Origin of the sequence: Marinovum sp. (genome assembly GCF_034669705.1) — a bacterium.
Classification (GTDB): Bacteria; Pseudomonadota; Alphaproteobacteria; order Rhodobacterales; family Rhodobacteraceae; genus Marinovum.
This window is the reverse complement of sequence record NZ_JAXMOR010000034.1, coordinates 32,431-51,070: the sequence shown is the minus strand read 5'-3', so window position 1 is coordinate 51,070 and position 18,640 is coordinate 32,431. Positions and strand designations below refer to the sequence as shown.

Below are 18,640 nucleotides of genomic sequence, written 5' to 3'. Positions count from 1 at the left end.
GACGCTCTTCCGATCTACCGCTGACGCTCGGTTCAATACCCGATCGCGCAACCATCCTTGCGCGGGTCCGATGCTCCTTCGAGCACGCCCTCATCCCGCATCGCGATGGCCTGGGCGCCGCCGATCGGCTCGTCCGGGGTGACCACGTCATGGCCCAGCGCGGCCAGCTTCGCCGCCACCTCGGGGGCATAGCCGCGTTCGAGCTGCAGCCGGCCGTCGTCGACGAACGCCCGCGGCGCGTCGATGGCCGACTGCGGGTCCATGCCGAAATCGCGCAGGTTGGTGACAAAGCGGGCATGGCCGCAGGCCTGATACTGCCCGCCCATCACCCCGAAGGGCATGCTGACGCGACCGGCCTCGCCCAGCATCCCCGGAATGATGGTGTGCAGCGGCCGCCGGCCCGGGGCCAGCTCGTTCGGATGGCCCGCCTCCAGGGTGAAGCCGCAGCCGCGGTTGTGCAGCAGCAGGCCGAACTTCGGGCTGGCGAGGCCCGAGCCGAAGCTGTGAAAGATCGAATGGATCAGCGACACCGCCATGCCGTCGCGGTCGACGGCGGTGATGTAGATGGTGTCGCGATGCACCTGCTCGGTGATCCGCGTGCGGGCGGGCTGCGCCCGCGCCGGATCGATCCGCGCCGCCAGCTCCGCGGCAAGCTCGGGGCTGCACATCCGCGCGGTGGCGTCGCTGACCTCCGGGTCGGCGATCAGCCGGTTGCGGGTGTCATAGGCGAGCTTGCTGGCCTCGGCCTCGAGGTGGGTGCGGGCGGCGCCGAACGGGTCCATCGCAGACAGGTCGAACTGCGCCAGAATGTTGAGCAGCAGGAGCGCCGTCGCGCCCTGGCCGTTGGGCGGATGCTCGAAGACCTCGGTGGCGCGGTACTGGCCGGTGATCGGCGTGGTCTCTTCGCCGCGGGTGCCGGCGAAATCCTCGGCGGTGTGGCTGCCACCCGCCCCGCCAAGCGCGGCCAGCATGTCTTCAGCCACTTCGCCCTCATAGAAGCCGCGAGCGCCATCGCGGGCGATGCGCCGCATCACCTCGGCCTGGCCGGGGGCACGGAACAGCGCGCCGGGGGCCAGCGGCTGGCCGTCTCTCAAATAGTAGTCGCGGGCCGCGCCCTGCAGCCGCGGAGCCTTGTTGGGCCAGTCAAATCCGACCCGCGCCGCCACCGGCACGCCGGCCTCGGCATGGCGGATCGCCGGTTGCAGCAGACGGTCGATCCCGAGCCGGCCATGCGCCTCTGACAATCGGCAAAAGGCGTCGACCGCGCCGGGGATGGTGACCGCATCGGCGCTGCCGTCGGGGATCGTGGCGTGACCTTCGGCGCGCAGCCGCGCCGCATCGGCCGAGGCCGGCGCCCGGCCAGAGCCGTTGAAGCCTATCACCCGATCCGCGCCCGCCGGTTTGATCAAGGCAAAGCAGTCGCCCGCCAGCCCGCACATATGCGGCTCGCACAGGCTCATCACCAGCGCGCCGCAGATCGCCGCGTCCATCGCGCTGCCGCCCTCGCGCAGGCAGGCCAGCGCCTCCGAGGCGGCGAGCGGGTGCGAGGTGGCGACCATGCCGTTCAGGGCAAGGACAGGGGAACGTCCGGGAAAATGGAAATCGCGCATCAGGAGCCTCCGTGGTTGGCAGGAGGCTAACGCCCCGGAGGGCGGAAGAAAATCGCGTTTTCGGGAGAAGGGACCTCGGCACCGCGCACTGGGTGGGGGCTGTTAATACGCGGTACCGAGGTGAAGCTTTATGCAGCTACCCGTACTGTATCGCTGTTCATTCAGGCACCGATTGGATGGCTTTGCGGCCTCTTTGCGGCAAATCCCCCGGTGACGACCCTATTGCATAACACTGTGCGCGATGTCACACAACCATAAAGAGAAGCGTGAGCTCGTTGCGGTTGTCTTTCCGGTGATATCGCAGGTCGGCGGTCATTTCGCGGATCAGGTGCCAGCCGAATCCACCCTCGGGCAGATCCTCGGTCGGCCCGGCGAGATGCGCAGGCCGGCCTTCTGGAAGGTCGCCGCCGGGAAAGGGGCGGCCGTGATCGGTGACGATGCAGGTCAGCGTGCTGTCGGTCAGCTGCAGCTCAAGCTGAAAGGGACCGCCATCGCGCTGGTCATAGCCATGTTCGGCGACATTGTTGAGCACCTCGGCCAGCACCAGCTCGACCGCGCCGCGGCCTTGCGGCGGATAGCCCCAGCGCTCGAGCGCCCGCATCGCCCGCGCCAGCAGGTTGCGCACCGCCAGGCCGCCGGTGCGGGCGCGAAAGCTGGCGCTGCGGTCGGTGGTGCGGGGCTTGGCTGCCGGTTGCAAGGGGCCGTGCTCCTCTGGCGACGTCAGCCTGCGGGGGCCATCAGCGCGGCGTCGAGCGTCGGAAACAGCGCAAAGACCGTGTCCATCCGGGTCAGCCGGAAGACGCTCTCGACCGTTGGCGTCAGCCCGGCCAGGTCGAGCTTGCGCCCGGGTCCGAGCTGTTTCATCGCGGCGACGATGGCGCCGAGGCCGCTGGAATCGATGAAATCCACCTGACTGAGGTCAAGGATCACCCGTGTCGCCGGGCCCTCGGTCTCGGCCCGCATCACGTCCTTGAACTGGATCGCCACCGCGGCGTCGATGCGTTGGGCGTTGACCGAGACGATCTGCAATGCACCTTCGGTCCTGCTGCTCATGTCCATGGCTGGGTCACCTTGCGTTACGAAATCACCCCTACGCTAGACGGCAAACCTTACTAAATTGTATGCAGGGGTGAGGATTTGGGAGACAGGCCATGAACGATGTGATGATCCTGGGTGCCGCGCGCACCCCGATGGGGGGATTTCAGGGCGAGTTCGAGGGCGTTGCGGCCAGCACGCTGGGCGGGGTCGCCATTGCCGCGGCGCATCGCGATGCCGGCAAGCCTGATGTGGACGAGGTGCTGATGGGCTGCGTCCTGCCGGCCGGCCAGGGCCAGGCGCCGGCGCGTCAGGCGGGTTTTGCTGCCGGCCTGGGCGAGGCGGTGCCGGCGACCACGATCAACAAGATGTGCGGCTCTGGCATGAAGGCGGCGATGATGGCGCATGACCGCATCGCGCTGGGCCAGGCCGGGGCAATCGTAGCCGGCGGCATGGAGAGCATGACCGAGGCGCCCTACCTTCTGCCCAAGATGCGCGGCGGCGCGCGGATCGGCCATGGCCAGGTGGTCGATCACATGTTCCTCGACGGGCTCGAGGATGCCTATGACAAGGGCCGGCTGATGGGCACCTTCGCCGAGGATTGCGCCGCGCATTACCAGTTTACCCGCGAGGCACAGGACCAATACGCCATCGCCTCGCTCGACAATGCGCTCGAGGCCGAACGCACCGGCGCCTTTGCCGACGAGATCGCGCCGGTCAAGCTGCACCGGCGGCACGGCGAAGAAATCATCACCTGCGACGAACAGCCCGGCAAGGCGCGGCCCGAGAAGATCCCGATGCTGAAACCGGCCTTCCGCAAGGACGGCACGGTGACGGCGGCCAATGCCTCGTCGATCTCTGACGGCGCGGCGGCGCTGGTGCTGGGCACCCGCGAGATGGCCGAGGCGCAGGGCGTGGCGCCGCGCGGCCGGATCCTCGGCCATGCCAGCCACGCCCAGGCGCCGGGCTGGTTCACCACAGCGCCGGTGCCGGCGGCGCGAAAACTGCTGGAACGGATCGGCTGGCGGGTCTCTGACGTGGATCTCTGGGAGGTCAACGAAGCCTTTGCGGTGGTGCCGATGGCCTTCATGCAGGAAATGGGCCTGCCGCGTGACATCGTCAACGTCAACGGCGGCGCCTGTGCCCTCGGCCACCCGATCGGCGCCTCCGGCGCGCGGATCATGGTGACGCTGCTCAACGCGTTGGAAACGCGCGGGCTGAAACGTGGCGTCGCGGCGATCTGCATCGGTGGCGGCGAAGGCACGGCCATCGCGGTGGAGCTGGCGTAGGGTTCGGCCCGGACGACAGCCTCGCCGCGCGCCCATCAGGGTCCGCGAGAGGCGGTTCCGCGGCACTTCTTGGCTCGACACCGGGTCGGACCACCCTACCTCTTGCTCGACCGGCGCATCCTGTCGCCGCAATCGACACCAAGAGGGGCCCCGATGGTCAGCCAGACCCAGTATCCAGAGGCCCGGCGCGGGCTCGTCACCGCTCTGAGCCTTTATGCCTGTCTCGGCTGCGTGATCTTTGCCGTGACAATCCTGATTGCCGATTTCGTGGTGCCCGATCATGACTGGATCGCTGACACGATCAGCGATCTGGGGGCCGGCAGATACGAGTTCATCGTCGACATCGGCATCTATGCCTTTTCGGCGGCGCTGATCGCCACCGCGCTCTTGGCGGCGCATCTGCACCTCGGCGGCTGGGAGTGGAGCCTCGGGCTGCTGGGACTGGCGCTGTTGGGGCTGATCGTTTTTCTGGTCGGCGCGCGAAACGAATATGGCGATCAGGACAACGAGGGCGTCGTGATCCATATCTATCTGGTCTATGCGCTGGGCCTGCTTTTGCTGCTGGTGCCGCTGGCGCTGGCGCGCGGCGCGAGGCTGCACAGCCCCGGCCATGCCCGCATCCTGATCGGGCTGGCGCTGCTCTGGCTGGTGTCGGCGCCGGTGTTCTTCTTTCTGCCGACCGATATCGACGGGCTCTACGAGCGCTATCTCGGGGTGATCGCCATGGCGATGGTGGCGACACTGGCGCATCTGTCGCGCCGGGTCTGTGGCTAGAGGGCGGGCGCGGCGCGGTCAGGTCGGTCATCGCCCGATGACGTGAAGACAAGACACGAGGAGAGCTAGAACGATGTTTGCCGAATACGCCCCATTCGACGTGCTTCTGCGCGCCCTGCTGCTGTCGACGCTGGCGATGTTCTGGGTGATCTTCGTGGTGCGCTGCATCGGTCTGCGGGCGTTTTCCAAGATGACCTCGTTCGATTTCGTGGCCACCGTGGCCGTCGGCTCGCTTTTGGCCGGCGCCTCGCAGGCGACGGAATGGGGTGAGTTTTTTCAGCCAGCTTTGGCTATCTCGGTCCTGCTCGGGGTGCAATACGTGATCGCGCGGGCGCGCAAGGCCTCCGATCTGGTGGAGCATTCGGTGCAGAACACCCCGGTGCTGCTGATGCGCGACGGGGTGATCCTGGATGGCGCGCTCGAGGCGACGCGGGTTTCGCAGGGGGACCTGATCGCCAAGCTGCGCGAGGCCAATGTGCTCGACTTCTCCGAAGTACGGGCGGTGGTGCTGGAGACCACCGGCGATCTCTCGGTGCTGCATGGCGAGGCGCTGTCGCCGCACCTGCTTGACGGGGTGCAGCGGCGCGATGACGGTGCCGTTGCGCCGCCGGCCAAGCCCGGCTAAACCCGCGCCCCATGAGCGAGACAAAACACCCATCGGGCGCGCCCTGGCGCAATTTCTACGGCCGGTTCAAGGGCAAGGGCCTGCGCAAGTCGCAGGAACGCTATCTTGACGAGGACCTGGCGGCGCTGTCGCCCGGCCCGGTGGGTTGGGAGGAAAACCCCGAGCGCGCGCCTCTGGACGTCGCGGCGCTGTTCGGCGGACGCGATCTCTGGCTCGAGATCGGCTTTGGCGGCGGTGAGCACCTGGTGCATCAGGCGGCCGGCAACCCGCAGGTCGGCATCATCGGGGCGGAACCCTATATCAACGGCGTGGCGATGCTGCTGGGCAAGGTGCGCGAGGCCGGGGTCGACAACCTGCGCATCCATCCCGGCGATGCGCGCGACCTGTTCGACGTGCTGCCCGAACGGTCGGTGTCGAAGGCCTTCCTGCTCTATCCCGATCCCTGGCCCAAGACGCGCCATCACCGGAGGCGGTTCGTGACGCCGGAGCATCTCGAGCCGTTGTCGGCGCTGATGAAACCCGGGGCGGAGTTCCGGGTGGCGACCGATATCCCCGACTATGTGCGCCAGACGCTGGAACAGGTGCCGCGGTTCGGGTTCGCGTGGCAGGCGGAGGGGCCGGAGGATTGGCGGCGTCCCTGGGACGACTGGATTTCGACGCGCTACGAGCAGAAGGCCCTGCGCGAGGGCCGGGTGCCGCATTACCTGACGTTTCGGAAGGTTTAGTCGGCACGGTCGCGACCCTCGGCCCGGAACAAGGGCGTAGCCCGCCGGGCCGGCGGCTGCCCGCCTCACCGGGCCGCCGCTTTTGGCTGCCGCAGGCGCTTAGGCCAGAGGGTCTACGCACTTCGCCGGAATAAATGTGGCCCACAACACCGTCAGAGCGGCACCCCGCAGGCAACCGCTGGCCCGGCTTCTGTTTCGCTAGCGGAGGCACTGGTCCCTGTTTGGCGCCTGTGCTCGCCGGACGTGATCCGGCGCGTCGCCACCAGTGCTGACGGTGAATTTCCGCGGCCCGGAACAAGGGCGCAGCCCGCCGGGCCAGCGGCTGCCCGCCCCACCGGGCTGCCGCTTTGGCTGCTGCAGGCGCGTCGTTCGGGGGTTCTACGGATTTTGCGACCATAAAGTGGACACCACTACCGTTGCAGCGGCACCCCGCGGGCAGCCGCTGGCCCGGCTTCTGTTTCGTCTAAGGCGTGGCACCTGTCTGGCACCCCCGCGCGAGACCATCGCTTTTTCCAACCGGTGTCCGCCACGGGATGGACCCCCTCCAAGCCGCTTGCTATGTAGCCGCGAGCGATAACGAAGGAACCCGCCCATGTCCGGCCACGGCACGCCCATCCCGATGATCTCCGCGCCCTGCGGCCCGCTCTCCGGCACCGCCGAGGTGCCCGGCGACAAGTCGATCTCGCACCGGTCGCTGATCCTCGGTGCCATGGCGGTGGGCGAGACCGTGGTGACCGGGCTGCTCGAGGGCGAGGACGTGCTCGACACCGCCAAGGCGATGCGCGCTTTCGGTGCCGAGATCACCCGCGACGACGACGGCACCTGGCATGTACATGGCGTCGGCGTCGGCGGCTTTGCCGAACCCGACCAGGTGATCGACTGCGGAAATTCCGGCACCGGGGTGCGGCTGATCATGGGCGCGGCGGCGACCACGCCGATCGCGGTGACCTATACCGGCGACGCCAGCCTCAACAAAAGGCCGATGGCGCGGGTCACCGACCCGCTGGCGCTGTTCGGCACGCAGGCCGTCGGCCGCTCTGGCGGCCGGTTGCCGATGACGCTGGTGGGGGCCGAGACCCCGGTGCCGGTGCGCTACACCGTGCCGGTGCCCTCGGCGCAGGTGAAATCGGCGGTGCTGCTGGCCGGGCTCAACGTGCCGGGCCAGACGGTGGTGATCGAACAGGAGGCGACCCGCGATCACACCGAGCGGATGCTGGCCGGCTTCGGCGCGACCATCACCACCGAGCAGACCGAGGAGGGCCGGGTGATCACCCTGACCGGCCAGCCCGAGCTGAAGCCGCAGGTCATCGCCGTGCCGCGCGATCCCTCTTCCGCCGCCTTTCCGGTCTGCGCCGCGCTGATCACGCCCGGCTCTGACGTGCTGGTGCCCGGCATCGGCCTCAACCCGACCCGCGCCGGGCTCTTCACCACGCTGAAGGACATGGGCGCCGATCTCGCCTATGAAAACCTGCGCGATGAGGGCGGCGAGCCGGTGGCCGACCTGCGGGCGAAATTCTCGCCCGATATGACAGGCATCGACGTGCCGGCCGAGCGCGCCGCCAGCATGATCGACGAATACCCGGTGCTCTCGGTGGTGGCGGCCAATGCCAGGGGCGTCACCCGGATGACCGGCGTCAAGGAGCTGCGGGTCAAGGAGAGCGACCGGATCGAGGCCATGGCCAGCGGGTTGCGCGCCTGCGGCGTCACCGTCGAGGACGGGCCGGACTGGTGGCAGGTCACCGGCGAAGGGCCGGGCACGGTCAAGGGCGGAGCGACCTGCGCCAGCCATCTCGACCACCGCGTCGCCATGTCCTTCATGGTGCTCGGCATGTCGACGCAAGCGCCGGTGCGGGTGGACGACGGCACGCCGATCGCCACCTCCTTCCCGATCTTCGAGCCGCTGATGGCACAGCTCGGCGCGGATATCCGCCGCGAGGCATAACCCGGCAACGGAAAGGACAACCCCATGGCATTCACCATCGCAGTCGACGGGCCGGCGGCCTCTGGCAAGGGCACGATCTCCAAGGCGCTGGCGCGCGAGCTGGGCTATGCCCATCTCGACACCGGGCTGCTCTATCGCGCGGTCGGGCGGCAGGTGCTCGACGGGGCCGAGCCGCTGGCGGCGGCGCAGGCGCTGACCGCAGAGACCCTCGAAGACCCCAGCCTGCGCACCCCCGAGGTCGCGCAGGCCGCCTCGAAAGTGGCGGTGCTGGGGGACGTGCGCGCCGCATTGGTGGATTTTCAGCGCGCCTTTGCCCGGCGCGACGGCGGCGCGGTGCTGGACGGGCGCGACATCGGCACGGTGATCTGCCCCGAGGCCGAGGCCAAGCTCTATGTCATCGCCAGCGCCGAGGTGCGCGCCGAACGGCGCTTCAAGGAGCTGTCCGGCAAGGGTCTCGACACCACCTTCGACACCGTTCTGGCCGATGTACGCGCGCGCGACGAGCGCGACATGGGCCGCGCCGAGGCGCCTTTGAAACCGGCCGAGGATGCGGTGCATATCGACACCACCGAGATGAGCATCGAGGCCGCGATTGCCGCCGCGCTCGACGCGGTGCGGGCGCGGCAGGGCACGGGCGCATGAGCCTGCCGACCCGCAAGATCGCCGGCGCCGGGGTCTCGGCCCTGGGCGTGGGCGCGATGTCCTTTGCCGAGTTCTACGGGCCCACCACGGAAGAGAACTCCTGGGCGATCCTCGAGGCCGCGATCGAGTTGGGCGTCAGCCACATCGACACCTCCAACGTCTATGGCATGGGCCGCTCGGAAGCGGCGATCGGCGCCTATCTGCGGCGCAATCCTGCGGCCCGCGACCAGTTCCACATTGCCACGAAGGCCGGCATCACCCGCGACGCCGAGGGCAACCGCCGGTTCGACAATTCGGCAGAGCACCTGGAAGCCGAGCTCGACCAGAGCCTGTCGCGGATGGGGCTTGAGGCGGTCGACCTGTTCTACGTCCACCGGCGCGAGGGCGCCCGGCCGATCGAGGAGGTGACGGAAACTCTGGTGGCGCTACAGGCCAAGGGCAAGATCAAGGCCTTCGGCTTTTCCGAGATCGCGCCCGCCTCGCTGCGCCGCGCCTGCGCGGTGGCACCGGTGGCGGCGGTGCAGTCGGAATACTCGCTGGCGACCCGCGCGCCGGAGCTCGGCCTGGTGCAGGAATGCGCCCGTCAGGGCACCGCGCTGGTGGCATTTTCGCCGCTGGGCCGCGGCCTCCTGACCGACGCTCCGGTCTCGGCCGAGCAGGTCGCGACATTGGCCTTCCTCAAGACCAACCCGCGGTTCGTGACGCCCAACCACGCCGCCAACCTCGCGGCCACCGACCGTCTGCGGGCGCTGGCGGCCGAAATGGGCGAGCCGGCAGCGGCGCTGGCCATCGGCTGGCTGCTGGCGCAGGGCGGTCATGTCATTCCGATCCCGGGCACCCGCTCGGTCAGCCATTTTCGCGAATGCGTGCGCGGCGCCCAACTGTCGCTGACGGCAGACGACCTCGCCCGGATCGAAGCGGCACTGCCGGTGGGCTGGGCCCATGGCGACCGCTACACCGCCGACCAATACGTCGGGCCCGAGCGGTATTGCTGAGCCGATGACCGGCGATTTTGCCTCGCTGCGCCTGCCGGCGCATATGCTGCGCGCTTCGGTGCTGGCCGAGACGTACCGGCCCGAGGGCTATCTCGAGGCGCTGGACCGCGAAACGCTCTGGTACGATGCGATCTGGTCGGAGGGGCGGCTCTCGCTGGTCTGCCCGCCGCTCAACAATTTTCGCAGCGCCTTGCGCAAGGCGGTGTTTCGCGGCGACGACAGGCCGCTGAAGTTCCGCCGGCTGCGGCGCTATGCCCGCCACGAGGTGGCCGAACTCGATGCGCCGGTCTGCCCCGGTGAAGTTTCGGTGCTGATGCAGGGCTGGACCGGCACCAGCCGCGTGAGCCGGGCGGCGCATGAGGAGTTCGCCGGTCTCAACACCGCCTTCGTGATGTCCAAGGACAACCCGATCGACTGGCTGGTGACCCATGCCCGCTATCACCGCGAGGCCCACGGGCTCGAGGCGCTGATCGTGATGGACAATGGCTCGACCGAGTACACCCTGGCCGATCTCAGCGCGGCGCTGGAGACGGTCGGGCTGCGGCGGCTCGAGGTGCTGTCGGTGCCGTTCAAATACGGGCCGGTGGGGCTGAAACCCTATCGCCGGACCGAGAAATACCTGCAGACCGCCCTGTTCAACGCGCTGCGTCTGCGGTTTCTGGGGCAGGCGCGGGCGGTGCTGAACTGCGATGTGGACGAGCTGGTGGTGACGCGCGGCGAGAGCGTGTTCGACGCCGCCTGTGCTTCGCGGCTGGGATTCGTCCAGGTGGCCGGGCATTGGGTCTATCCGGCGCCGGGGGCGGAAGGGCCTTTCAGTCACCTCGATCACAGCCATACCGCCCAGCCGCCGAAACCCTGCCCGCCGAAATGGTGTCTGGTGCCGTCTGGCCGGCTGGGGGGCTTCAGCTGGGATGTGCACGGCATGGAGCGGCTGCCGTTCCTGCGGCGGCGTACCCATGGCGATCTGGCCTTCCTGCATTGCCGCAGCCTGACCACCGGGTGGAAAAGCCTCAAGCGCGATGAGGTGCCCGAGGACACCGTGCCCGATCCCGATGCGGCGGTCGCGGCCGAGGTGCTGCGAGGAAAGCCCGCACGGGCTTGAGGAGCGGCTCCTCGGCCCCTTGCCGCGCCTCCTCGCGCCATCGAAGGGTCTTGAAACTCGCATCGCAGAGGTGTAAGGACGCTCCGTCGACAAGGCGATCAACGCCGTAGAACAAGAGATCGGGCAGGGTCGGGATTTACCGGCCCTCTTTCGTTTTGCGGAGGCCCACGTGACCAAAGGTCCGTCGCAATGGCGGGCATCACATAAGACCGGTGGAGACAACCACCCGGCCAGAATAGTGACTTGAAAAAGGAATCTACCGCCACATGGCAAACACATCGATGGAGGAATTCGAAGCCCTCCTGAACGAAAGCTTCGAAATGGACACTCCCGACGAGGGGACTGTCGTCAAGGGCAAGGTCATCGCGATCGAAGCGGGACAAGCCATCATCGACGTCGGCTACAAGATGGAAGGCCGCGTCGAGCTCAAAGAATTCGCAAATCCCGGCGAACAGCCCGACATCACCGTCGGCGACGAAGTCGAGGTCTTCCTCCGCTCCGCCGAGAACGCCCGTGGTGAAGCCGTCATCTCGCGCGAGATGGCCCGCCGCGAGGAAGCCTGGGATCGCCTGGAAAAAGCCTATGCCGACGACCAGCGCGTCGAAGGCGCGATCTTTGGCCGCGTCAAGGGTGGCTTCACCGTCGATCTCGGCGGTGCCGTCGCCTTCCTGCCCGGCTCGCAGGTCGATGTCCGTCCCGTGCGCGACGCCGGCCCGCTGATGGGTCTGAAGCAGCCGTTCCAGATCCTCAAGATGGACCGTCGCCGTGGCAACATCGTGGTTTCGCGTCGTGCGATCCTCGAAGAGAGCCGTGCCGAACAGCGTGCCGAAGTCATCGCCAACCTGGCCGAAGGCCAGGCGGTCGACGGCGTGGTCAAGAACATCACCGAATACGGCGCCTTCGTCGATCTCGGCGGTGTCGATGGCCTGCTGCACGTCACCGACATGGCATGGCGCCGCGTCAACCACCCCTCGGAGATCCTGTCGATCGGCGAGACCGTGAAGGTCCAGGTCATCAAGATCAACAAGGAAACCCACCGTATCTCCCTCGGCATGAAGCAGTTGCAGGAAGACCCGTGGGATCTGGTGGCGGCCAAGTACCCGCTGGAATCGACCCATCAGGGCCGCGTGACCAACATCACCGATTACGGTGCATTCGTTGAGCTCGAGCCCGGTGTCGAAGGTCTGGTTCACGTCTCGGAAATGTCCTGGACCAAGAAGAACGTGCACCCCGGCAAGATCGTCTCCACCTCGCAAGAGGTCGAGGTCATGGTGCTGGAAATCGACCAGGCGAAACGCCGTGTCTCGCTTGGCCTCAAGCAGACCATGCGCAACCCGTGGGAAGTCTTTGCCGAGACCCATCCCGAGGGCACCGTCGTCGAAGGCGAAGTCAAGAACATCACCGAGTTCGGTCTGTTCGTTGGCCTGCCCGGCGAGATCGACGGCATGGTTCACCTCTCGGACCTGTCGTGGGACGAGCGTGGCGAAGACGCGATCCAGAACTACCGCAAGGGCGACATGGTCCAGGCCGTGGTCTCCGAGGTCGACATCGACAAGGAGCGTATCTCGCTCTCGATCAAGAACGTCGGCGGCGACAAGTTTGCCGATGCGATCGGCGGCGTGAAGCGCGGCTCCGTGATCACCGTCGAAGTGACGGCGATCGAAGACGGTGGCATCGAGGTGGAATACGAAGGCATGAAGTCCTTCATCCGCCGCTCCGACCTGTCGCGTGACCGTGCCGAACAGCGCCCCGAGCGCTTCTCGGTCGGCAACAAGGTCGACGTCCGCGTCACCAACGTCGACAGCAAGACCCGCCGTCTCGGCCTGTCGATCAAGGCACGCGAGATCGCCGAAGAGAAAGAGGCCGTGCAGCAGTATGGCTCCTCCGACTCCGGCGCCTCGCTGGGCGACATCCTCGGCGCGGCGCTGAAGGGCGGCGACGAGTAAGCCACGCGCGTGTTGTGAGAATGGAAAAGCCCCGGTGCGCTGCACCGGGGCTTTTTTCTGGCCCGCGCTCAGGCCTTCCCTCAGAGCCGCCCTCAGGCCTGACCCGGCTGATGCGGCGGCAGGGCCGCGTTGAAAAACGCTCCGAATCAAAGCCGGGCCTTGACAGGCCGGCAATCGCCACGGCCCGCCGATTTGCCGCCCGATTTGGCACCGCAGCGCCTGCGCAAGCGAAAAAATCGCGGATTTTCAGGGAGTTTGCCCCTCGCGCATGTTTGCGAACCCCGACAATCTATCTATAGTCACGAAGGTGAGACTTCACGCCCGGACCGGTTCAGGGGGGATGGCGCAGATGATCAGATCGGAACTGATCCAGAAACTTGCGGATGAAAACCCGCACCTCTATCAACGCGATGTGGAGCGCATCGTAAACACCGTCTTCGAAGAGATCACCGGCGCCATGGCGCGCGGCGATCGGGTCGAGCTGCGGGGCTTTGGTGCCTTCTCGGTCAAGAAACGCGACGCGCGCACCGGACGGAACCCGCGGACAGGCGAGGCCGTTGAGGTGGAAGAAAAGCACGTGCCGTTCTTCAAGACCGGCAAGCTGCTGCGCGATCGTCTGAACGGAAAGTAAAGTCACACCATGCGCTATATCAAATACGCCTTTCTGGCGATCGTGGCCCTGGCGCTTGTCGCCGTTGCCGTGGCCAACCGCGATATCGTCACCCTGACGCTGCTGCCATCGGGGCTCGCCGCTCTGGCCGCGACCAATCAGTCGATCGATCTGCCGCTCTTCGTGGTGATCATTGCCGGGGTCGCCCTGGGCCTGTTGATCGGGTTCATCTGGGAGTGGCTGCGAGAGTTCAAGCAGCGCGCCGAGAGCGCCCGCAAGGACCGCGAGATCAAGGAGCTCAAGCGCCAGCTGCGCCGTCTGCGCGCCGAGAAGCATGAAGGCGAGGACGAGGTCCTGGCCATTCTCGACGAGGCGAGCTGATCCGCCGCCGATGACCGATGTCCGCACCAAGATCTGTGGCCTGACCCGGCCGCAGGACGTCGCTGCCGCCGCCGAAGCGGGGGCGCATTACCTCGGCTTCAACTTCTTTCCGAAATCACCGCGCTACGTGGATATTCCCAATGCCGGTCAGCTCGCGCTGGACGTGCCGCCGGGGATTGCCAAGGTGGTGCTGGTGGTCAATCCCGACAATGCGCTGCTCGATGCCATTACCGGCGGCATGCCACTCGACATGATCCAGCTGCATGGCCGGGAGAGCCCCGAGCGGGTGACCGAGATCAAGGCACGCTATGGCCTGCCGGTGATCAAGGTGGTGGGGGTGGCCGATGCCTCTGACCTCGCACCGCTCGAGACCTATGGCCGGGTCGCCGACCAGCTGCTTGTCGATGCCAAGCCGCCGAAGACCGCCGAGCTGCCGGGGGGCAACGGGCTGACCTTTGACTGGCGGCTGATCGCCGGGCGACGCTGGCCGGTGCCCTGGATGCTGGCCGGCGGGCTGACGCCTGACAACGTGGCCGAAGCGGTGGCGATGACCGGCGCGACCCAGGTCGATGTGGCCAGCGGCGTCGAGAGCGGGCCGGGGATCAAGGATGCGGGCAAGATGGCGGCGTTTGTGAAGGCGGCCAACGCGGGACGTCAAGCACCGCCCAAGCTGCGCTGAACCGGGCCGGCGGCTGCCTGCCAGGTGGCGCTCCGACGGTTGTGTTGTCCACTTCATCCCGGCAAAACCCGTAGAACCTTCATTCGGGAGTTCCTGCAGCAGCCTAAGCGGCAGCCCGGTCACGCCAGAGGCGTGACCACTAATATCGGCGCACCTCTGGTGCGACGGGGCGAGCCGCGCCCATATTTCGGGCCTTGGTTGCCCTCCCTTGCCGTCACACCGCCCGCGTCATCTCGATCGCCACCGCCTGCTCGGAAAACCCGACAAACCGGTAGCTGTCCTCCGGCAGGCTTTCGCGCAGCGCCTTGTACTCGTGGTGCCGCCAGCCGGGATAGCCGTAGAGTTCGTCGAACAGCAGCACCGTGCCCGCCACCAGCCGCGGCCGGATCCGCTCGAGCACGAAGGCGGTGGGCGTATAGGTGTCCATGTCGAAATGCGCCAGCGCAAAGGGCACATCGCCCTGTTCCGCCAGCCAGCCCGGCACCGTGTCCTGCACCCAGCCCTTGACCAGCGTCACGTTGCGCCGCACGTCCGGCAGTTCGCCGTCGAGGTTGTAGCGCCCGGTCTCGCCGCCCTTCTGGTGGCCGGTCCAGTCCTCCTCGAGCCCCTCGAAGCTGTCGAAGCCGGTCACGTGACCGCCTTCGCCCTCGATCATCCGGGCAAAGAGGTTGGCGCCATGGCCGCGCCAGACCCCGAACTCGGCGAAGAGCGCTTTGGGACCATGCGTCGCCAGCGCCTGCCTTGCGCAGTATTTCCGCAGCCACGCCTTGCGCGGGAACAGCATCGCCTGCGCCATCTCCTCGCGGAAGGTCTCGAAACTGTCGCGGACGGCGTGTTCCTGCAGCAGGGTGAGCGGCGTCATCCGCTCCGGCTTGTCCTCGCTCATCCCGCCACCTTGAGGACGATCTTGCCGATGTGCCCGCCGTCCTCCATCCGCGCATGGGCCGCCGCCGCCTCGGCCAGGGGAAACTCGCTGTCCATCACCGGACCGATCCGGCCAGCGTCCAGCAGCGGCCAGACCTCGCGGCGCAGGTCCTCGGCGATGCGCGCCTTGGCGAGATCGGACTGCGGCCGCAGGGTCGAGCCGGTGACGGTCAGCCGCCGGGTCATCAGAGGGGCAAAATTCACCTCGGCCTTGGGGCCTTGCAGAAAAGCGATCTGCACCAGCCGTCCATCCTCGGCGAGGGTCTTGAGGTTGCGGGCGATGTAATCGCCGCCGACCATGTCGAGAATCAGGTCGGCGCCGCCCTCGGCGCGCAGCACCTCGACGAAATCCTCGTCACGGTAGTTGATGGCGCGTTCGGCACCCAGGTCGGTGCAGGCCTCGCACTTCTCGGCCGAGCCGGCGGTGGCAAAGACCCTGGCGCCGAAATGCTGCGCCAGCTGGATCGCGGTGGTGCCGATGCCGGACGAGCCGCCATGCACCAGAAAACGCTCACCGGCCTGCAAGCCGCCGCGGCGAAAGACGTTGGACCAGACGGTGAAATAGGTCTCCGGCAGGCAGGCCGCCTCTTTCAACTCCATGCCCTTTGGCACCGGCAGGCAATGCGCGGCAGGGGTCGCCACGTATTCCGCATAGCCGCCGCCGGGGAGCAGGGCGCAGACCTTGTCGCCCACAGTCCGGTCGCTGACGTTCGACCCGATTGCCACGATCTCGCCGGCGGCTTCGAGGCCGGGCAGGTCGCTGGCGCCCGGGGGCGGCGCATAGGCCCCGGCGCGCTGCAGGGCATCAGGGCGGTTCACCCCGGCCCAGGCCACCCGGATCACCACGTCGGCCGGTCCGGGCTCTGGCACCGGGCGCTCGGTGAGTTGCAGCACATCCGGCCCGCCGGGGGCGGTGATCTCCACCGCCTGCATCGTCTTGGTCATCGCGTGTCCCTTAGTTGTCGGTATCCTCAGGCCGCCAGCGCCCCGGAAAGCCTGACGGCGGTTTCGGCGCCCGCAGGCGCGACAGCACCATGTTGGGGCCAGCCATCAGCTTGGACAAGACCGGATTGTCGCGCGCCTGCGCCTTGAGCTTCTCGATCTGCATCACGTTGTCGATCCGGCGGTCGAGAAATTCCCAGGTGGCATGGTTGTCCGCACTCTGGTCCCCCAGCCAGTAGAGCACGGTGGCGCTGTAGACGGCGCTCAGGGTGGCGCGCTTGGTGTACCAGTTGACGTCGTCGGAACTGTCGCCGAGCGCCGTCCAGATCGCATCGACGGTGCCCCAGACCGCGCGGGCACCGTCGGGGGCGTGGTTCGGCAGCGAGAACAGCGTCATGCCGCGTCGCACCAGTTCCTTGTCGTCAACCGCTTCGAGCCGGGCGCGCACCGCAAAGGCGATCCGGTCACGGAACCGCATCGCCGAGAGGTCGGTCTCGTTGATCCGCGCGATCATCGCGCTGTCGCCCCGGCGGTGATAGGCCAGCGCGAGGTCCACCGCGCCCCGCGGATAGAGCGCCCGGGCAACGGTGTCGCTGACCTCGCTCTCGGCAATGGCAGCGCGATAGGCGGCCTCGCTCCAACCGTCGAAGGGGACATGCGGGATGATGGCCTTCAGCAGCCTGTCTTCCACCGGGGTCTGTGTCATTGGCTCTCTCTCCTGTCAGCCAGAGGATACCGTGGCGGGCAGCGCGGTGAAACCCGCATCCGCCGCCCAGTTGGATGAAACCACCGGGCGCGGATGCGGGGCGGCGAGACGTCAGGCCCCCGTCCGGGGCCGCTCATCCGCATTTGACGAACACCCGGCCGTCACCGGAAATGCGACGCCCGCCAAGCTCGATTGCGCCCTGCTGCGGAGGCAGCACCGCCACACCGTCGACGCCGCGGCGCTCGAGTTCAAGCTCGCGGTGCGGGCTGTCGAAGATGAAGGCCGCCGTGGCACCGGTCTCGACGCGGTCGGTGCGCGGCGCGCCGTCGAGCGAGGTTTCGACCGCGAGGCCGCCGCCGGGCACATTGGAAACATCGAAATCCGACCGGTCGCAATCGCCTCCCTTGGCGGCCCAGGCCCCCTTCATGTAGTCCACGGTGACCTGCTGACCGTCCTCGGGTGGAGAGACCTCGCGCAGGTCGGTGACCTGGATGGTGCTCCGACCCTCCATGCAGAATGACATTCCGGCGCGGGTGCCGTCGATCTCGACGTATTCGCCGATGGCACCGTCGACATCCTCGCCGGTCAGCGCGTAGCGGTCGCCACCCGGCGCCACGAGCACCGGGCATTCGGTGCCGGGCCGCACTCGGCCTTCCAGGGTGACGCCGCCGTTGCCGCCCTCGGGCGGGCTGACCTCGCGCAACTCGCGGACATCGACGGTGGTCAGGTCAGCAGCGCAAAAGGCGGGCGCCTCGGTGCCGGTGATCTCGACGTATTCACCGATGGTGACCGGCGGGGTATCGCCGGCCAGTGCATAGCGATCGCCATCTGGGGTCACCAGTTCGGGGCACTCAGCGCCGGCCTCGACCCGGCCTTCCAGGCTGAGCCGGCCGGAGCGTTCGGCCACCACATCGAACGGGTCGGACTTGAAGGTCACGCCGCGATCGGTGTCGACGACGAAGATCAGCGTGTCACCGGCATCGGCATAGTCGGGCAGCGCCACCTCGGCCTGCAGGTCGCCATCGCTGTCCACCTGCACTTCGCGCAGCGCCTGCCACTCGGCGGCGCGGCGACCGGCGCCGATGGTCACGTAGTCGTCTGGCCTGAGGTTGCTGGCGCTGACCGTCACCCGGGTGCCGGCGGTGCCGGAACGCGGCGAGACCTCGACGGTGGCGGCCGGACGGTCGTCGGGAATGCCGATGATCTCGCCGATATCGAGCTGCGACGGATCGAGTTCGCCGTTCTCGCTGATCAGTTCCAGCACCGAAACGCCGAACCGACGGGCGATGCTGTAGAGCGTGTCGCCGGCCTGGACCTCGTAGCGTTCACCGCCGCGGGGGACGTCGTCTCTCGGCTGGGCGGCATCGTCGCCGGCCACCAGTTGGAGCCGGGTGCCGACGGAAATATCGCGCGGATTGCCGAGCGAGGGGTTCAGGTCCATGATCCGCGCCAGCGACACCCGGCAGGACTGCGAGATACTGTAGAGCGTGTCGCCGGCGGCGACCTCATAAGTCGCTCCGCAGCGCGACTGGGCCGACACCGCATTGGTCGAGAGCATCAGCCCGCCTGCGAGGATCGCGGTGGTGGCGGTCATCCGGCGTGTTGTGCTGCTGGGCATGGTGTCTTCCTTGGTCTGCGAATGTTCCCGGTCAACAATGCCCGCACTGCGGATGTTCCAAGGCTCCGGCCTGGCGGGACGTGCTGTGCGGGGCT

General features: G+C 67.6%; 19 protein-coding genes. 12 read left to right on the top strand and 7 right to left on the bottom strand.

Annotated elements, in window-relative coordinates:
• Positions 1 to 32 precede the first annotated feature (32 nt).
• The 3 genes from VOI27_RS19120 to VOI27_RS19110 form a co-directional block, all read right to left on the bottom strand.
• Positions 33 to 1,610 carry a gamma-glutamyltransferase family protein gene (locus tag VOI27_RS19120; protein ID WP_323767496.1) on the bottom strand — a complete coding sequence of 526 codons (1,578 nt, stop codon included), beginning with the start codon at positions 1,608 to 1,610 and terminating at the stop codon, positions 33 to 35.
• 244 nt (positions 1,611 to 1,854) lie between these two features.
• Positions 1,855 to 2,307, bottom strand: a complete 453-nt coding sequence (locus tag VOI27_RS19115) for an ATP-binding protein (RefSeq protein ID WP_323767494.1) — start codon at positions 2,305 to 2,307, stop codon at positions 1,855 to 1,857.
• A gap of 23 nt (positions 2,308 to 2,330) precedes the next feature.
• The gene (locus VOI27_RS19110) at positions 2,331 to 2,669 is read right to left on the bottom strand and encodes an STAS domain-containing protein (protein ID WP_323767492.1); all 339 of its coding nucleotides are present in this window, start codon (positions 2,667 to 2,669) and stop codon (positions 2,331 to 2,333) included.
• A gap of 92 nt (positions 2,670 to 2,761) precedes the next feature.
• On the opposite strand from VOI27_RS19110, the gene VOI27_RS19105 reads away from it, so the two are divergent.
• The 12 genes from VOI27_RS19105 (at position 2,762) to VOI27_RS19050 (ending at position 14,355) form a co-directional block, all read left to right on the top strand.
• Positions 2,762 to 3,934 carry an acetyl-CoA C-acyltransferase gene (locus VOI27_RS19105; RefSeq protein ID WP_323767491.1) on the top strand — a complete coding sequence of 391 codons (1,173 nt, stop codon included), beginning with the start codon at positions 2,762 to 2,764 and terminating at the stop codon, positions 3,932 to 3,934.
• A 153-nt stretch (positions 3,935 to 4,087) separates the two neighbouring features.
• Positions 4,088 to 4,708: a DUF998 domain-containing protein gene (locus tag VOI27_RS19100; protein WP_323767489.1), complete on the top strand. Its 621-nt coding sequence runs from the start codon at positions 4,088 to 4,090 to the stop codon at positions 4,706 to 4,708.
• 73 nt (positions 4,709 to 4,781) lie between these two features.
• On the top strand, positions 4,782 to 5,333 hold the full coding sequence (locus VOI27_RS19095; protein WP_323767487.1) for a DUF421 domain-containing protein: 552 nt from the start codon (positions 4,782 to 4,784) through the stop codon (positions 5,331 to 5,333).
• An 11-nt stretch (positions 5,334 to 5,344) separates the two neighbouring features.
• A complete protein-coding gene (gene trmB / locus VOI27_RS19090) occupies positions 5,345 to 6,058 on the top strand; it encodes a tRNA (guanine(46)-N(7))-methyltransferase TrmB (RefSeq protein WP_323767485.1) in 714 nt (237 codons plus the stop codon).
• 592 nt (positions 6,059 to 6,650) lie between these two features.
• Positions 6,651 to 8,000, top strand: a complete 1,350-nt coding sequence (gene aroA / locus VOI27_RS19085) for a 3-phosphoshikimate 1-carboxyvinyltransferase (protein WP_323767483.1) — start codon at positions 6,651 to 6,653, stop codon at positions 7,998 to 8,000.
• Between the two features lie 24 nt (positions 8,001 to 8,024).
• Complete coding sequence (locus VOI27_RS19080) at positions 8,025 to 8,642, top strand: d(CMP) kinase (RefSeq protein ID WP_323767481.1); 618 nt, start codon at positions 8,025 to 8,027, stop codon at positions 8,640 to 8,642.
• The gene (locus VOI27_RS19075) at positions 8,639 to 9,637 is read left to right on the top strand and encodes an aldo/keto reductase (protein WP_323767479.1); all 999 of its coding nucleotides are present in this window, start codon (positions 8,639 to 8,641) and stop codon (positions 9,635 to 9,637) included. The genes VOI27_RS19080 and VOI27_RS19075 overlap by 4 nt, the downstream gene beginning before the upstream one ends.
• Before the next feature lie 4 nt (positions 9,638 to 9,641).
• Positions 9,642 to 10,739, top strand: coding sequence for a hypothetical protein (locus VOI27_RS19070; RefSeq protein WP_323767477.1), 1,098 nt, complete (start codon positions 9,642 to 9,644; stop codon positions 10,737 to 10,739).
• A gap of 266 nt (positions 10,740 to 11,005) precedes the next feature.
• A complete protein-coding gene (gene rpsA, locus VOI27_RS19065; protein ID WP_323767475.1) occupies positions 11,006 to 12,685 on the top strand; it encodes a 30S ribosomal protein S1 in 1,680 nt (559 codons plus the stop codon).
• Positions 12,686 to 13,034: 349 nt separating this feature from the next.
• Complete coding sequence (gene ihfB, locus VOI27_RS19060) at positions 13,035 to 13,316, top strand: integration host factor subunit beta (protein WP_323767511.1); 282 nt, start codon at positions 13,035 to 13,037, stop codon at positions 13,314 to 13,316.
• A 9-nt stretch (positions 13,317 to 13,325) separates the two neighbouring features.
• Positions 13,326 to 13,676 carry a LapA family protein gene (locus VOI27_RS19055; RefSeq protein WP_323767473.1) on the top strand — a complete coding sequence of 117 codons (351 nt, stop codon included), beginning with the start codon at positions 13,326 to 13,328 and terminating at the stop codon, positions 13,674 to 13,676.
• Positions 13,677 to 13,686: 10 nt separating this feature from the next.
• Positions 13,687 to 14,355, top strand: coding sequence for a phosphoribosylanthranilate isomerase (locus VOI27_RS19050; protein ID WP_323767471.1), 669 nt, complete (start codon positions 13,687 to 13,689; stop codon positions 14,353 to 14,355).
• A 214-nt stretch (positions 14,356 to 14,569) separates the two neighbouring features.
• Here VOI27_RS19050 and VOI27_RS19045 read toward each other — a convergent pair whose 3' ends face one another.
• From VOI27_RS19045 to VOI27_RS19030, 4 genes are all read right to left on the bottom strand, one after another.
• A complete protein-coding gene (locus VOI27_RS19045; RefSeq protein ID WP_323767469.1) occupies positions 14,570 to 15,241 on the bottom strand; it encodes a class I SAM-dependent methyltransferase in 672 nt (223 codons plus the stop codon).
• Positions 15,238 to 16,224, bottom strand: a complete 987-nt coding sequence (locus VOI27_RS19040) for an NAD(P)H-quinone oxidoreductase (protein ID WP_323767466.1) — start codon at positions 16,222 to 16,224, stop codon at positions 15,238 to 15,240. The genes VOI27_RS19045 and VOI27_RS19040 overlap by 4 nt, the downstream gene beginning before the upstream one ends.
• A gap of 10 nt (positions 16,225 to 16,234) precedes the next feature.
• On the bottom strand, positions 16,235 to 16,927 hold the full coding sequence (locus tag VOI27_RS19035; RefSeq protein WP_323767464.1) for a COQ9 family protein: 693 nt from the start codon (positions 16,925 to 16,927) through the stop codon (positions 16,235 to 16,237).
• Between the two features lie 133 nt (positions 16,928 to 17,060).
• Positions 17,061 to 18,545: a LysM peptidoglycan-binding domain-containing protein gene (locus tag VOI27_RS19030; protein ID WP_323767462.1), complete on the bottom strand. Its 1,485-nt coding sequence runs from the start codon at positions 18,543 to 18,545 to the stop codon at positions 17,061 to 17,063.
• Between the last annotated feature and the right edge of the window lie 95 nt (positions 18,546 to 18,640).